Origin of the sequence: Lysobacter soyae (genome assembly GCF_019551435.1) — a bacterium.
In the GTDB taxonomy this organism is placed as follows: Bacteria; Pseudomonadota; Gammaproteobacteria; order Xanthomonadales; family Xanthomonadaceae; genus Solilutibacter; species Solilutibacter soyae.
The window spans coordinates 1,955,001-1,969,574 of the sequence record NZ_CP080544.1; the positions used below are offsets into that span (position 1 = coordinate 1,955,001).

At 60.1% G+C, this 14,574-nt stretch carries 14 protein-coding genes and 1 pseudogene (1 of these 15 cut by a window edge); 8 read left to right on the forward strand and 7 right to left on the reverse strand.

All coding sequences use genetic code 11. The features are described 5' to 3' along the window. Window positions 1-1,125, forward strand: the 3' portion of a protein-coding gene (gene hemL, locus H8L67_RS09475; protein ID WP_220379591.1) for a glutamate-1-semialdehyde 2,1-aminomutase. 162 nt of this gene lie to the left of the window's left edge; the window shows 1,125 of its 1,287 coding nt (coding positions 163-1,287); its start codon lies off the left edge, out of view; the stop codon is at window positions 1,123-1,125. Here hemL and H8L67_RS09480 read toward each other — a convergent pair whose 3' ends face one another. Next, on the reverse strand, window positions 1,126-1,557 hold the full coding sequence (locus H8L67_RS09480; protein ID WP_220379592.1) for a VOC family protein: 432 nt from the start codon (window positions 1,555-1,557) through the stop codon (window positions 1,126-1,128). It abuts the gene before it with no gap. Window positions 1,558-1,637: 80 nt separating this feature from the next. Between H8L67_RS09480 and H8L67_RS09485 the strand changes: the two genes are divergently transcribed. Next, window positions 1,638-3,629 carry a bifunctional DedA family/phosphatase PAP2 family protein gene (locus H8L67_RS09485; RefSeq protein WP_220379593.1) on the forward strand — a complete coding sequence of 664 codons (1,992 nt, stop codon included), beginning with the start codon at window positions 1,638-1,640 and terminating at the stop codon, window positions 3,627-3,629. On the opposite strand, the gene mpl is transcribed toward H8L67_RS09485, so the two are convergent. Together mpl and H8L67_RS09495 are read right to left on the reverse strand one after the other, a co-directional pair. After that, window positions 3,626-4,987 (reverse strand): UDP-N-acetylmuramate:L-alanyl-gamma-D-glutamyl-meso-diaminopimelate ligase, encoded by a 1,362-nt coding sequence (gene mpl, locus H8L67_RS09490; RefSeq protein WP_220379594.1) that lies wholly within the window; start codon window positions 4,985-4,987, stop codon window positions 3,626-3,628. The two genes, H8L67_RS09485 and mpl, sit on opposite strands and share 4 nt — an antisense overlap. A gap of 30 nt (window positions 4,988-5,017) precedes the next feature. After that, on the reverse strand, window positions 5,018-5,596 hold the full coding sequence (locus tag H8L67_RS09495) for an adenylate kinase (RefSeq protein WP_220379595.1): 579 nt from the start codon (window positions 5,594-5,596) through the stop codon (window positions 5,018-5,020). A gap of 107 nt (window positions 5,597-5,703) precedes the next feature. Here H8L67_RS09495 and H8L67_RS09500 point away from each other — a divergent pair, with 107 nt between their 5' ends. Beyond that, window positions 5,704-6,942, forward strand: coding sequence for a 6-phosphofructokinase (locus H8L67_RS09500; protein ID WP_220379596.1), 1,239 nt, complete (start codon window positions 5,704-5,706; stop codon window positions 6,940-6,942). A 13-nt stretch (window positions 6,943-6,955) separates the two neighbouring features. Here H8L67_RS09500 and H8L67_RS09505 read toward each other — a convergent pair whose 3' ends face one another. Then, window positions 6,956-7,459, reverse strand: a complete 504-nt coding sequence (locus H8L67_RS09505; RefSeq protein WP_220379597.1) for a hypothetical protein — start codon at window positions 7,457-7,459, stop codon at window positions 6,956-6,958. Window positions 7,460-7,601: 142 nt separating this feature from the next. Between H8L67_RS09505 and H8L67_RS09510 the strand changes: the two are divergent. The 3 genes and pseudogenes from H8L67_RS09510 to ppa all read left to right on the forward strand — a co-directional run. Further along, window positions 7,602-9,635, forward strand: a pseudogene (locus H8L67_RS09510) (sodium-translocating pyrophosphatase); the annotation flags it as partial. A 66-nt stretch (window positions 9,636-9,701) separates the two neighbouring features. Beyond that, the gene (locus tag H8L67_RS10360; RefSeq protein ID WP_255556080.1) at window positions 9,702-10,049 is read left to right on the forward strand and encodes an OmpA family protein; all 348 of its coding nucleotides are present in this window, start codon (window positions 9,702-9,704) and stop codon (window positions 10,047-10,049) included. A gap of 110 nt (window positions 10,050-10,159) precedes the next feature. After that, complete coding sequence (ppa, locus tag H8L67_RS09515) at window positions 10,160-10,714, forward strand: inorganic diphosphatase (RefSeq protein WP_220380812.1); 555 nt, start codon at window positions 10,160-10,162, stop codon at window positions 10,712-10,714. A gap of 12 nt (window positions 10,715-10,726) precedes the next feature. Here ppa and H8L67_RS09520 read toward each other — a convergent pair whose 3' ends face one another. Continuing rightward, window positions 10,727-11,635, reverse strand: coding sequence for a LysR substrate-binding domain-containing protein (locus H8L67_RS09520; RefSeq protein ID WP_220379599.1), 909 nt, complete (start codon window positions 11,633-11,635; stop codon window positions 10,727-10,729). 128 nt (window positions 11,636-11,763) lie between these two features. Between H8L67_RS09520 and H8L67_RS09525 the strand changes: the two genes are divergently transcribed. Continuing rightward, window positions 11,764-12,627 carry a pirin family protein gene (locus H8L67_RS09525; protein WP_220379603.1) on the forward strand — a complete coding sequence of 288 codons (864 nt, stop codon included), beginning with the start codon at window positions 11,764-11,766 and terminating at the stop codon, window positions 12,625-12,627. 17 nt (window positions 12,628-12,644) lie between these two features. Further along, a complete protein-coding gene (locus tag H8L67_RS09530) occupies window positions 12,645-13,247 on the forward strand; it encodes a YceI family protein (RefSeq protein ID WP_220379604.1) in 603 nt (200 codons plus the stop codon). Between the two features lie 51 nt (window positions 13,248-13,298). On the opposite strand, the gene H8L67_RS09535 is transcribed toward H8L67_RS09530, so the two are convergent. Both H8L67_RS09535 and H8L67_RS09540 read right to left on the reverse strand, forming a co-directional pair. Continuing rightward, window positions 13,299-13,910, reverse strand: coding sequence for a glutathione S-transferase family protein (locus H8L67_RS09535; protein ID WP_220379605.1), 612 nt, complete (start codon window positions 13,908-13,910; stop codon window positions 13,299-13,301). Between the two features lie 3 nt (window positions 13,911-13,913). After that, window positions 13,914-14,516, reverse strand: coding sequence for a DUF4136 domain-containing protein (locus H8L67_RS09540; protein WP_220379608.1), 603 nt, complete (start codon window positions 14,514-14,516; stop codon window positions 13,914-13,916). Window positions 14,517-14,574: the final 58 nt, after the last annotated feature.

A 14,574-nucleotide genomic window follows, 5' to 3' on the forward strand; every position in this document is an offset into this window, starting at 1 on the left:
ATCGACTATGTCGGCTCTTGGGGACCGATGATCGTCGGACACAATCATCCTGCGGTTTTGCAGGCGGTGATCGACACCGCGCGAAACGGCTTGTCGTTCGGCACGCCCAATCCGTTGGAAGTGGTTATGGCCGAGCGTATTCGCGCCTTGATTCCGAATTGCGAGATGGTGCGGATGGTGAATTCCGGCACCGAAGCCACCCTGTCCGCCATTCGGGTGGCGCGCGGGGTGACCGGCCGTTCCCGCATCGTCAAATTCGAAGGCTGTTATCACGGGCACGGCGACAGCTTTCTGGTTAAAGCCGGCAGCGGCGCGCTGACCTTTGGTGTGCCGACTTCTCCGGGCGTGCCCAAATCGCTCGCCGATTTGACCTTGACCTTGGCCTATAACGATTTCGATGCGGCCACGGCGCTGTTTGAATCCTGCGGCGATGACATTGCCGGCTTGATTATTGAGCCCGTGGTCGGCAACGCCAATTGCTTGCCGCCACGTCCCGGCTATTTGCAGCACCTGCGCGCTTTGTGTAGCAAGCACGGTGCGCTGCTCATCTTTGATGAGGTCATGACCGGGTTCCGCGTCGCATTGGGTGGGGCCCAAGCGCGTTACGGTGTGGAAGCAGACCTGGTCACGTTCGGCAAGATCATCGGCGGCGGCATGCCGGTGGGTGCTTACGGCGGGCGGCGCGAATGGATGTCGCAAGTGGCACCGTCCGGCCCGATCTATCAGGCCGGCACCCTGTCGGGCAATCCGGTGGCGATGGCGGCTGGTCTTGCCATGCTCGATCTGATTTCCGTGCCGGGCTTCCACGAACAAATCGAGGCGAAAACCCATCTGTTGTGCGACGGCCTCGAGGCTGCCGCGCAAGATGCCGGTATCGCTTTTACCACCCAACGCGTCGGCGGCATGTTCGGCATGTTCTTCAGCGAGCACGCCGTGGATACTTTCGAGCAAGCGGTGGCCTGCGACACGGCGCGCTTCAATCAGTTCTTCCATGCAATGCTCGAACGCGGCGTCTATTTGGCACCGTCGGCCTTCGAAGCCGGATTCATGTCGAGCGCGCACGGAGAAAAAGAGATTGCCGCAACCGTGGCAGCTGCGCGCGAAGCCTTCAAGTCCTTGCGCTGATCACCATTCACCGGTGTTGGGCATGGACGCCCATGGCTCGCGGGGCGGCAAGCGCCCTGCCTGCAACAGCTCGACAGAAATCAAATCGGGCGAGCGCACGAAGGCCATATGGCCGTCTCTCGGCGGTCGGTTGATCACATAGCCCATGGCCTGCAGATGCGCGCAGGTGGCGTAAATGTCTTCCACCTCAAACGCGAGATGACCGAAATTGCGCGCACTGCCGTAGTCTTCGACATCCCCCGCTTCGCCCGGCCAGTTGTAGGTCAGCTCCACTTCGGCGTCCGGCGTTTGCGGCGCCGACAAATAGATCAGGGTGAAGCGTCCTTGCGCATTTTCCATCCGACGCGTTTCGCGAAGTCCCAGCCCTTCGCAATAAAACTTCAGTGATGCGGCGAGATCGGAGACGCGCACCATGGTATGCAGGTATTTCATTCGAACGCTCCCATGAAAACGTTGATCGTATCCGAGCCGGTGTCATTCGCGTCTAGACGCGTCCCCCTATAATCGGGCGCATGCAGCCCGCTTGGTTAAACCACATCGCCGAATGGATTTCGTCGCATCCATTGGCGGCGGGCCTGGCAATTTTCCTGATCGGTTTTTGCGATGCATTGGCCGTCGTCGGCATTCTTGTACCGGCATTGCCGTTGCTGTTCGCGGTCGGCGCGATGATCGGCATCGGTCAAATCAATGGTGCTTACGCGCTGGCGGCTGCGGCATTGGGGGCCTATGCCGGAGACTCATTGAGTTATTGGATCGGACGCCGTTACGGCAACGGCATGCGCGGTCTGTGGCTGTTCAAGCGCTACCCCACTTTCATTGATCGCGCCGAGCGCATGTTCAAGAAACATGACTTGAAGGCCATTGTGATTGCACGATTTGTCGGTGCAGTAAGACCCTTTGTGCCGGCGATTGCCGGGATGGCGCAGCTGCCCTATTGGCGTTTCGGCCTGCCGAGCTTGATGGCCTCGTTCGCTTGGGCGGCATTGTTTTTGGCGCCCGGGTGGATATTCGGTACGTCCTATGAAGCCGTGGCGGCGGTTGCCGACCGCTTGGCGCTGGTCCTGTTGATCGTCGCCGCGGTGGTTGCGGGCATTTGGGCCTTAGTGGTGTATGCATCGAAATTTTTCGCACTGCATGCCGACCGGGTGTTCGCCGCCGTGCTGCGATGGACACGCAGCCATCCGCGACTTGGCAAGTACATTGGCACGCTGGTCGACCCGAAGCGACCGGAATCGCCTTCGATCTTGTTGCTCGCGGTCGCCGCAACCGGTTCGATCTGGGTATTGGCCGTCTGGTTGTTTGCACTTGTGGCGCGTGGCGGGCCGCTGGCGATGGATCTCAAGATCTATTCGTTGATGTTCTCCTTGCGCAATCCGCTGGCCGACCAATTGATGGCCGCCATCGCCTCCATTGCGGATATTCAAGTGTTGCTGCCGGCCTTCGTCGTGGGCCTGGCCTGGCTGTTTTGGCGGAAACGCTATATGGCCGCCACCCATTGGATCTTTGCCGTTGCGGTCGGCTTGGGCTTCAGCGAGTTGATCAAACGCTTGGTGAGCATGCCGCGCCCGCCGACTGCGCCATCGGGATTCGGTTTTCCTTCGGTGTCGGTGTTGGTTTGCGCTGTCATGCTGGGATTCTTTGCCGTGCTCATCGCCCGCGAGCTGCCATCCCGTCGCCGCGTCTGGCCCTACATGCTGGCCGCATTGATTACGGTGATGGTGGCATTCGCGCGGGTGTATCTGGGCGCGCATTGGGCCAGCGATGTTGCGATGGCGATGACGATCGGTGTGACTTGGTTGTTGATCATCGGGATCGCCTATCGCAACCATGTCAATCGCGCGTTTTGGATGCGTCCCGTCTCGGCGGCTTTTTACACGGTGTTTGTCGCCGCCATGCTTTGGCACGTGCCCGGCAAAGCAAGCAAATTGCTCTCACGCTTCGAGCCACCGACGCCGGCCGTCGTTGTCAGTCAAGACGCATGGTGGTCTTCGCAATGGCGCGCGGTGCGCCCGATGCGCAACCATTACAACGATCTGCAGCAATGGCCTCTGGACCTGCAAATGGCCGGCGAGCTGTCTCCGCTGATACACGCACTGACAGCGCGTGGATGGCAACAACAAGAACAGGCGGATTGGTTGGACGCGCTGCGCACCTTGGATGATCGTTTGCCTGCCAACGCCCAAGCGATCCTGCCTTCCACCGTGGAAGCACGCGCCGAATTCCTGTTGATGTACAAAAATTTGCCCAATGGCGAGCGGGATGTGTTGCGCGTTTGGCACGCACCGGCCCGGCTGGAAGATGGCACACCGCTGTGGGTTGCCACCACACAACGCATGCAGTTCAGCCGACGCTTCCGCTGGATCGGTTTGTGGCGACCGACCAACGCCGGACGCGCCTCACACGAAGCACTGGTGGAAGCGACACGAGCTTGGCCCCAACACACCGCCAGCCAAGACGGCTTGGACGTATTGCGCGTCGACCTGACGAAACCAGCAGCGCGTTAGTTGCCGCGCAGTTTTTCGACGAAACGCTTCGGCGCGGCGTCAAAGCCGCCGTTGGACATGAAGACCACGTGGTCGCCGTCGCGTGCGTGGGCGTAAAGCGCCGCCAACAATGCCTCGGTATCGGACACCGCAATGCCTTCATGACGTAAAGCGCGGATCACTTTCTCGCCGTGCCAAGGCAGTTCGGGACGCTGCAGAAACACCACAGCATCCGCATCGTCCAACGAGGGCGCCAATGCGTCTGCGTGGGCGCCCAACCGCATTGAGTTGCTGCGCGGCTCCATGGCAACGATGATGCGTGCGTCGCCGACGCGCGCGCGGAGTCCCGCCAAGGTGGTGGCAATGGCCGTCGGATGATGGGCAAAATCGTCGTAGACCTTGATACCCGCCACGTCGCCGACAACCTCCAAGCGGCGTTTGACGCTTCTGAAAGTCCGCAACGCTTCCAATGCGCTGCGCATGTCCGCGCCCGACGCCTGTCCGGCTGCAATGGCAGCAAGGGCGTTCATGACATTGTGTCGTCCGAGCAAGGACCATTCGACGCGACCGAACATTTCGCCCCGATGGAGGACGTCGAAAACACTGCCGTCTTCTTCAATGAGGCGTGCCTGCCAATCAAAACCTTCACCGATGCCGAAGGTTTCCACCGGCGTCCAACACCCCATCGCCAGCACTTCCTGCAAACGCGCGTCTTCACCATTGACGATGATGCGACCGCTACCGGGAACTGTGCGCACCAAGTGGTGGAACTGACGTTGGATGGATTCGATGTCCGGGAAGATGTCGGCGTGGTCGTATTCCAAGTTGTTCAGAATCGCGACCTTCGGGCGGTAATGCACGAATTTGCTGCGCTTGTCGAAGAAGGCCGTGTCGTACTCGTCCGCCTCGACAACAAACGTCTTGCCTTGGCCGATGCGCGCGGAGACGCCGAAGTCTTCTGCCACGCCGCCGATGAGAAATCCGGGCGAGGCACCCGCCGCTTCCAACAAGCGCGCGGTGATGGAGGTGGTGGTGGTCTTTCCGTGCGTGCCGGCGACAGCAATGGTGTGACGTCCCGGCAGCACGTGGTCGCGCAACCACTCTGCGCCGGAGGTGTAGTTTAGCGCTTGATCGAGCACGTGCTCGACCGCGGGGTTTCCGCGCGACAGCGCATTGCCGATAACAATCGCATCGCAATCAGGCGATACGTTTTCCGCGGAATAGCCTTGCGACAGTTGTATGCCCAGTTGTTCGAGCTGCGTGGACATGGGCGGATAGACCGCTTGATCGCTGCCCTCCACTTCGTGTCCGAGTTCGCGGGCCAGTGCGGCGACGCCGCCCATGAAGGTGCCGGCTATGCCGAGGATGTGGAGCTTCATTTCCGGGTGCAGGTTCCGTTGTTCCCGACGTCAGCCGACGCGGGTGACGTTGTCGATGGCCTCGATGATGCGGGTGAACACCTCGTCCAATTCGCCGACACCGTCCACCACGCTGAGATTGCCCGTATTGCGATAGAAATCGACGACCGGCGCGGTTTGTTCGTCATACACCTTGAGGCGATGGCGCACGGATTCCGGGCTGTCATCGGCCCGGCCTTCCGCTTTGGCACGGCCGGCGATACGTTCAACCAGCAATTCATTGGGCACTTCCAATTGCACGGCGGCTTCAAGCGGTTGCTTGATTGAGGCCAACAGCTCGGTGAGTGCATGGGCTTGGGCGACGTTGCGCGGGTAGCCGTCCAGGATGAAACCGTTTTGGCAGTCTTCGCGGGAGATGCGTGATTTCAGCATGCCGAGCAGAATGTCGTCGCTGACCAATTCACCCCGGGCCATCACGTCCTTCGCAGCGAGGCCGAGCTCAGACCCGGCAGCGACTTCGGCGCGCAACAGGTCGCCGGTGGAAATGTGCGGAACCTGCAAATGGTCTTTGAGGCGTGCGGCCTGCGTACCCTTGCCGGAACCCGGCGCACCGAGAAGTATCAATCGCATCAATTGCTCCAAGATTCGTCACATGCATGCCCTTAGAATCGATCGCATGCACTCCATGTGCCCACTTTAACGCATACACGGCCCATCCTGCCCTGTCCCCGAGCCCCATGACAACGCGCAAGCCCTCCCCCGGAAAACTCCTTTACGCCCAATCGGGCGGCGTCACTGCGGTGATCAATGCCACCGCGTCGGCGGTGATTTCAGAAGCGCGGGCACATCGCATCGAGGTATTGGCCGCACGCAACGGCATTCTGGGCGTATTGAACGACGACCTGTTGGACACGGCGTCACTGTCCACCGCGGATGTCCGTGCATTGATGCATACGCCCGGTGGCGCGTTCGGTAGCTGTCGTTTGAAGCTGAAGTCCCTCGCGGAGGATCGCGACAAGTATGTGCGCTTACTGGAGACCTTCAAGAAGCACGACATTCGCTACTTTCTTTATAACGGCGGTAACGACTCCGCCGACACCGCCTTGAAGGTGTCTGCGCTGGCAGAGGAGTTCGACTATTCGCTGGTCTGTATCGGCGTGCCAAAAACCATCGACAACGACCTTGCCGTGACCGATTCCTGTCCCGGCTTCGGTTCTGCCGCCAAGTACACCGCGGTGTCGGTTCGCGAATGCGCGCTGGATGTCGCTGCCATGGCCGAAACCTCCACACGGGTGTTCGTCTATGAGGTGATGGGTCGGCATGCCGGCTGGCTCGCGGCGGCAGCCGGACTCGCGGCGCGGCGCGATGGCGATGCGCCACAAGTGATCCTGTTTCCGGAAGTGGCCTATGACGAGGACGCGTTCCTCGCCAAGGTCGACGCCGTGGTGAAGTCCAACGGCTATTGCGTGGTCGTCGCCAGTGAAGGCATTCGCACCGCAAGCGGCGACTTTGTTGCCGATGCCGGCGGCGGCACCGATTCGTTCGGCCACACGCAGTTGGGCGGCGTGGCGCCGTATTTGGCCGGGCGGGTTCAAGCGGTGTTGAAACACAAAGTCCATTGGGCGATGCCGGACTACATGCAACGATCGGCCCGACATTTGGCTTCCGAAACCGATCTCGCGCATGCACGGGCCGTTGGCCGCAAAGCGGTGCAATACGCGTTGAAAGGCTTGAATGCGACGATGCCGGTGATTCATCGCGTACGTGACACGCCCTACCGCTGGACGGTGCGACCCGCGCCGCTGTCGGACATTGCCAACGCCGAGAAAACCATGCCGGCGGAGTTCATCAGTGCCGATGGATACGGCATCACCGAGGCGGCGCGCCGCTATTTGCAGCCGCTGATTCGCGGTGAAGCCTACCCGCCCTATGGACGCAACGGTTTACCGAAGTATCTGCAATTGCACTTCGACTAAGTCCGACGCGGGCTTATTTGCAGGCTTTGCCTTCCAAGCTCATGGCCACGGCGAAGCGCGGCAACTTGACCGCGCCTGGTTGTTTGGCGGCTTGGGCATCTGCCGCGTAAACACGGCTGCGCCCTTGTGCATCCAACTTCGGCGGGGCGAGTTTGGCGCTGTCCCGCCAGACACGAACCGTCGCCATCTGTGAAGGACACGCGGCGCTCGGGACCTGTACCAAATCGTGGAAGACCCAGCCCGCACCCGTCGCGGCACCGACTTTCTTCGCATCGACCAATTCGGCGCGCGGCGCGCAGCGCGGATCGGTCTTGGTGATGGCAAAGCTATAGGGATCGGCGGGCTTGCCGGTGAAAACACCGGTGATGCGCGCGCAGGCTTCGGGGAAGGTGCGAACCGTGTGTTTGAGTCCTACGGCTTGGGGCTTGGCCATCGGCCGAACAATCTCCGGCTTGCCTTCCGCGGCAAGCGCGGACGTGCCCAAAAACAGCGTCGCCAGAAGCGCAATCGATTTCATGGTGTCCACCCGGCTGATTTCATTGGTGCCAGCCTCGCACGGGTCGACTGAATCGCATCCGTCTTATTGCAGCACAGCATGAACGTCAGCTGACCTGTGCCATAGTCAAAGCGTTGCACGTCCATCCACGCTAGGAGGTTTCATGCTGCATTCTTCCGGTCCGATCATCGCGCTGGTCTGCGCATTGATCGCAATCATTTACGGCGTCGTGTCAGCACGCTGGATCACCGCACAACCTGCAGGCAATTCGCGAATGCAGGAAATTGCCGGCGCCATCCAAGAAGGTGCGCGCGCCTATTTGAATCGCCAATACATGACCATCGCCATTGCCGGCGTCTTGTTGTTCGTGGTCATGGGCTTTGCTTTGTCCTGGGCAAGCGCCGTCGGCTTCTTGCTGGGCGCCGTGCTATCGGGCGCGGCGGGCTACATCGGAATGAATGTGTCGGTACGTGCCAATGTGCGCACCGCCGAGGCAGCGCGCCAAGGCATGGGGCCGGCCATGAATGTCGCGTTCAAGGGCGGCGCCATCACCGGCATGCTCGTTGTGGGCCTCGGCTTGCTCGGTGTCGCAGGCTACTACTGGTTCATGACCTCTGTGATGAAAGTGGATGAGGCGCGTACCCTGCACGCCTTGGTGGGGTTGGCGTTCGGTTCCAGCCTGATTTCGATTTTTGCCCGTTTGGGGGGCGGCATCTTCACCAAGGGCGCCGACGTCGGCGCGGATTTGGTGGGCAAAGTTGAAGCCGGCATTCCGGAAGACGACCCGCGTAATCCGGCGGTGATTGCGGACAACGTGGGCGACAACGTCGGCGATTGCGCCGGCATGGCTGCGGATTTGTTCGAGACCTATGCGGTCACCTTGATTGCGACCATGTTGCTCGGCGGCCTGATGGCGAGCCAAGGCGCCGGCGCCAGCGCGGTGATTTATCCGTTGGTGCTGGGCGGCGTGTCGATCATCGCATCGATCATCGGCGCGATGTTCGTGAAAGTCTCCGGCGACAAGCCCAACATCATGGGTGCGTTGTATCGCGGCGTGATTGTGTCGGCGGTGTTGGCGGCAATCGCGTTTTACTTCATCACCGCGCAAATGATGAAAGACAACAGCCACGGCGCGACCAACATCTTCTTATGCACGTTGATCGGGCTGGCACTCACGGGCGTGATTGTTTGGATCACCGAGTACTACACCGGCACGCAATACAAGCCGGTACGCCATATCGCGCAAGCGTCCACGACAGGTCACGGCACCAACATCATCGCCGGGCTCGGGGTTTCGATGAAATCCACCGCTTTGCCGGTGATCGCCGTGTGTTTGTCGATTCTGTTCGCCTACAAGTTGGGCGGCCTGTACGGCATCGCGATTGCGGCGACGTCCATGTTGTCCATGGCCGGCATGATCGTTGCGCTGGACGCTTACGGCCCGATTACGGACAACGCCGGCGGTATTGCCGAAATGAGCGAGCTGCCCAGTGAAGTGCGTGCCATCACCGATCCGTTGGATGCCGTTGGCAACACCACCAAAGCCGTGACCAAGGGATACGCCATCGGTTCAGCGGCCTTGGCTGCGCTGGTCTTGTTCGCGGACTACACGCACAACCTGCAAACCGCGCATCCCGGCGTGCGTTTCGCGTTCGACTTGTCCGACCATCGCGTGATCATCGGCCTGTTGATCGGCGGCCTGATTCCCTATCTGTTCGGTGCCATGGCGATGGAAGCGGTGGGACGCGCCGCGGGTGCGGTGGTGGAAGAAGTCCGCCGTCAGTTCCGCGACATCCCGGGCATCATGCAAGGCACGGGCAAACCGCAGTACGACAAAGCGGTCGACATGCTGACCAAGTCGGCGATCAAGGAAATGATCGTGCCGTCGCTGTTGCCGGTCGCCGTGCCGATCATTGTCGGCATGTTGCTTGGTGCAGAAGCTTTGGGCGGATTGTTGATCGGCACCATCGTGACCGGCATTTTCGTGGCCATCTCGATGACCACCGGTGGCGGTGCATGGGATAACGCCAAGAAATACATCGAAGATGGCAACTTCGGCGGAAAAGGCTCCGAAGCCCACAAGGCCGCGGTCACCGGTGACACGGTGGGTGATCCCTACAAGGACACCGCAGGTCCGGCCATCAATCCGTTGATCAAAATCATCAACATCGTGGCGTTGTTGTTGGTGCCGCTGCTGCCCGTCGGAAAAACACAGGCCGATGCAGGGACGTCAGCGGGTGCCGCGCACAGCACTGCGGCGTCCATGCCGAGCGGGGATTTGAATCCGGGGAGCGATGCCCGCCATGCACGGCTGTACTTCGACACGGGTTCGGCGCAGATGCCCGCAAATGCCGAGGACAACTTCCGCGCATTGCTGGCCACCATGCAAGCTGAGCCTGCGAGCCGCGCGGTGATTTCAGGCTTCCACGATGCCAGCGGCGACGCGGCCGTGAACAGCGAGCTATCGAAACAACGTGCGGAAGCGGTGCGCGATGCCTTGGTAGCGCACGGCATTGCCAGCGGTCGTTTGGATCTGGAGAAGCCGGCCGTTTCGACCGGCGGCGTTGCGGGCGACCCCGAGGGCCGCCGCGTCGAGGTGGCGATTCAATAGCCGTCCCGTCAGGGAACAGGGTGAACGGCGGCTTCGGCCGCCGTTCTTTTTTGCGATGCAGCAATGAGGGGCGTAAAATGGCCCCCTCATCACAGCAAGCAGAGCGATCCATGGGTCTCGATCTCGTACCGACCGGCAAAAATCCCCCCGACGAACTCAACGTCATTATCGAAATCCAGAAGGATGCCGAGCCGGTGAAGTACGAGGTGGATAAAGCCACCGGCGCGATTTTCGTCGACCGCATTTTGTCGACCCCGATGCGCTACCCCTGCAACTACGGCTACGTGCCGCACACGCTGTGCGGTGACGGCGATCCGGCCGATGTCTTGGTGATTTTGCCTCTGCCGTTGGTGCCGGGCTCAGTGATTCGCGTCCGTCCGGTCGGCGTGCTGCGCATGAGTGACGAAGCCGGCAGTGACGAAAAAATTCTGGCCGTGCCGGTGGAAAAAATCTTCGCCGGCTATGCGCACATCCAAGATATCGACCAAGTGAGCAAGCATTGGCTGGAGCGTATCGGTCACTTTTTCGAACACTACAAAGATCTGGAAAAGGGCAAATGGGTGAAGCTCGACGGCTGGGGCAATGCCGAAGAGGCGAAAAAGATCATCGTTGAATCGATAGCCCGCTATAACGACACCCCGGAAGACGACAAGCCGAAATTCTGATTCCGGCTTGCCTTAAAGCGCCTTGCCGAGGGCGACAAACTCGGCACTCAAATGATCGAGCAATGCCTGCACCGCGGGAAGCATCCCGCGGCGCGAGGGATACACGGCGTGCACGATTTCCGGTAGCGGCGCCCAATCGGGCAAGACCCGCACCAAGCTGCCCTCTTTCATCAGCGGCTCGGTCAACAGCGTGGGCAATTGCACGATACCGAGCCCCTCCAATGCCGCATCGCGCAACGTGAGCATGGCGCGGGTGACGAGCCTCGGCGAATGGAAGATCGCAACCTGTTCGTCGCCGGGCCCGACCAAATGCCAGGCATGTTGGTTCTGCGGCATGCCCATTTCCAATGAAGGCAATCCCATCAACTCGCCGGGCTTTCGCGGCGTCCCTACCTTCGCCAACAATTTGGGGCTGGCGACCAAACACTGTGTCGCGTTCGCCAACACACGTAGGACCAACTCAGAGTCCTCCAACGGCGGCGGTCGGACGCGCAAGGCAAGATCGAAACCATCGGCGATCACATCCACGCGACGATGGGTGGGATCGACACTCAGTTCGACATCCGGGTGTCGCCGCATGAAGCGCACCAACATGCCGCCGACTCTTTGATCGAGCAACGCCATCGGACACGCCAAGCGAACCACGCCTCTGGGTTTCGCATGATGGCGTTGCACCACGTCGAACGCGGCTTCGGCTTCCATCAACATGGCCTTCGCATGCATGTAAACGTTTTGACCGAGCTCGGTCACTGAGAATTGCCGCGTGGAGCGATGCAACAAACGCGCGCCCAGCGCCTCTTCCATGCCGGCCACGCGCCGGCTCAATTTGGATTTGGGTTCACCCAAGGCGCGGCCCGCAGGCGCGAAGCCCCCGTGCTCAACCACTTGGACGAAGTAGTACAGATCATTCAAGTCATGCATTGTGCGCCCAGCGTTCAGAATGTGGAACGATCAAGTCAATTTTTGCAGACTACCGCAGTCGGTGTCCCATATCCAGAATAGGTGTCATGCACTGGAAGCCCCGGTGCGACATGACTCAGGAGCACGCCATGAAAAAGGTGATTCGCAAACATTCGGCCCCCAATCGCCATTGGGTCGGCGATGGCTTTCCGGTCCACGGCATGTTCGGCTACAACGGTGCCGACGTCGCCGAGCGCAGCCCGTTTTTGATGTTGGATTACGCCGCGCCGGCCTATTTCGAGCCCAGCCCGAACCATCGCCGTGGTGTTGGACAGCACCCGCATCGCGGATTCGAGACCGTGACCATCGTGTACGAGGGTGAAGTCGAACATCGCGACTCCACCGGCAACGGCGGCGTGATCGGCAAAGGCGATGTGCAATGGATGACAGCCGGCGGCGGCATCTTGCACGAGGAGTTCCATTCAACCAATTACAGCCAACGCGGCGGTGATTTCGAGATGGTTCAACTGTGGGTGAATTTGCCCAAAAGCGCAAAAATGGTCGCCCCCGGTTACCAAGGCATTACCGACGCGGACATTCCCGCCAAGACGGTCGAAGGTGGACACACAATTCGCGTCATCGCCGGTCGCTACGACGATGCCACCGGTCCGGCAACCACCTTTTCGCCGATGAATGTTTTCGACGTGCGGATGGTTCCCGGCCACATGCATCTTCCGCAACCCGAGGGCTGGACCACTTTGGTACTGGTGCTGGACGGCTCGGCAAAGGTCAATGGCGAAGTCGTCAAAGCCAAGGAAATGCTCACCCTGTCGACCGGGGGAACCGACGTCCGAATTGACACGGACGGTAACCCCAAACTGCTATTGATGGCAGGAGAACCCATTGACGAACCGGTGGTCGGCTATGGGCCGTTTGTCATGAACTCGCAAGCCGAAATTGCCGAAGCCATCCGCGACTTCAACGCGGGGAAATTCGGCCGCATGCCCCAATAAACATCTAGGAGATTGTCATGAAGCACACCCTGCTCAAAAGCACCTTGATTGCGCTGTCCTTGTTCGCCCTGAACGCCGGCGCGGTTGAACGCACTTACACGCTCGACCCGGGCCACACTCAAGTGGACTTCCGCTGGCGCCACATGGGCTTTTCCACGCCCGCGGCCGCGATTCACGTGACTGACGGCGTCCTCAAGTTCGATCCGGACGCACCGACGCGCGCCTCGGTGTCGTTGACGATGCCGATCAACACGATTGATACGCGGGTGCCGGATCTGGACAAGCACTTGATGAGTGCGGATTTCTTCGACGCGGCCAAGTATCCGACGGCATCGTTCAAGAGCACGAAAGTCGAGCGCGAAGGCAACGGCAACCGGTACAAGATTTACGGCAACTTGACCATCAAAGGTGTGACCAAGCCGGTGGTGCTCGATGCGACGCTCAATCACGCCGGCGAACACCCGATGATGAAAGTGCCGGCCGTAGGCTTTGACGCGACGACCCAAATCAAACGCAGTGATTTCGGTATTGCCGCGTTTGTGCCGGCGGTGAGTGACAACATCGACATTCGCATCACCACCGAGGCACTGGCGACCGCAGCGGCTGCCAAGGCGAAGTAAAGCGCGAAAATTCGTTGAACGCGAAACCGCCGGCATGCACCGGCGGTTTTTTCATGTCTGCGGCATCAATGCGTTGTCTTTGGCTTGTGCGGCATTACATGCAGGCCGCGACATATGGAACGCGACATAGTCCGAATACAAGGGCTTGTCCGGCAACAACTTGAAGCGTTGATAGAAGCCCAGATAGGCAGCCATGTAGAGATCGGCTGCAGTGAAGTGGTCACCGGCCAAGAACATTCCTTTGCCGAGTGCGCTGTCCAGTGTGTTGAACAAATCTGCTTCGTTGCCATAGCCGGCCGCGGTGGGCTTGGCCAGCGCGCCCGCGGTTTTGGCGGTCATGAATGCTTCGAACGGTCCTGAAAGGAACGCAATCCACCGATAGTAGTCACCGCGCAGCAGCGAACCCGGCGCCGGTGCGAGCTTCTTTTCCGGGACCAAATCGGCCAAATAGAGAATGATCGCCGAGTTCTCTGTCACCACATGGTCGTTGTGCACGATCGCCGGCACCTTCCCCATCGGATTGATGGCGAGATATTCGTCAGCCTTCATGGAGGTCTCGTAGTCGAGCACCACGGTGTCGTAATCCAGGCCCGTCTCCTCCAACATCCACCGGGTGATTCGACCGCGCGACATCGGATTGGTGTAGAAGACGGGCTTTTTCATGGATTACTTGTCCTTGGCGATGGGCTGGGCGTTACCTGCCGTGTACGGATAGTGCATGAAAATTGCCGTCAATGCCGTATCGATTTCAGGCGCGCGTTTTTGCGGCAGTTTTTGCATGGAACGTCCGACGGCATCCGCCGTCCACACCATGCGATTGGCCGCGGCATCGACGATATCCACGCTCAAGGTTCCCTCGACATACTGATGCACCGCATAGTCGTCGTAGTAGACCGGCACCGCGATGTAGGCTCGCGCGCGCGGATTGTAGAAATAGCGGACATCCGACTGTGTCACCGGATAAACGGCGGTCCGGACATCACTGCGCTCACGGAAATTCACCCACAGATCGGGCTTCTCACTGTAGGCGTAGCCGCGCGCCGTCATTTCACGACGGATGTTGGTTTTGATTCGTTCGCTGACCCAATTGCTGTAGCCGGCTTTTTCCATGCTGAGCGGCGAATAGAAACCCCAGGTCTTGTAACGACCGAAGTTCGCTTCCGGGTCGGTATCGGTCCGCACCCGAGGTCCGCTCGAACACGCCGCGAGCACCGCTGCCGCAAACAGAGCGAAAAGGATCGCGCGCAAACGCAACTGTTGGCATTTCATAGTCATTCTCCGATTGATGATCCCAGTCTAGAAAGACCGGACGCAGTCGCGCATGAAC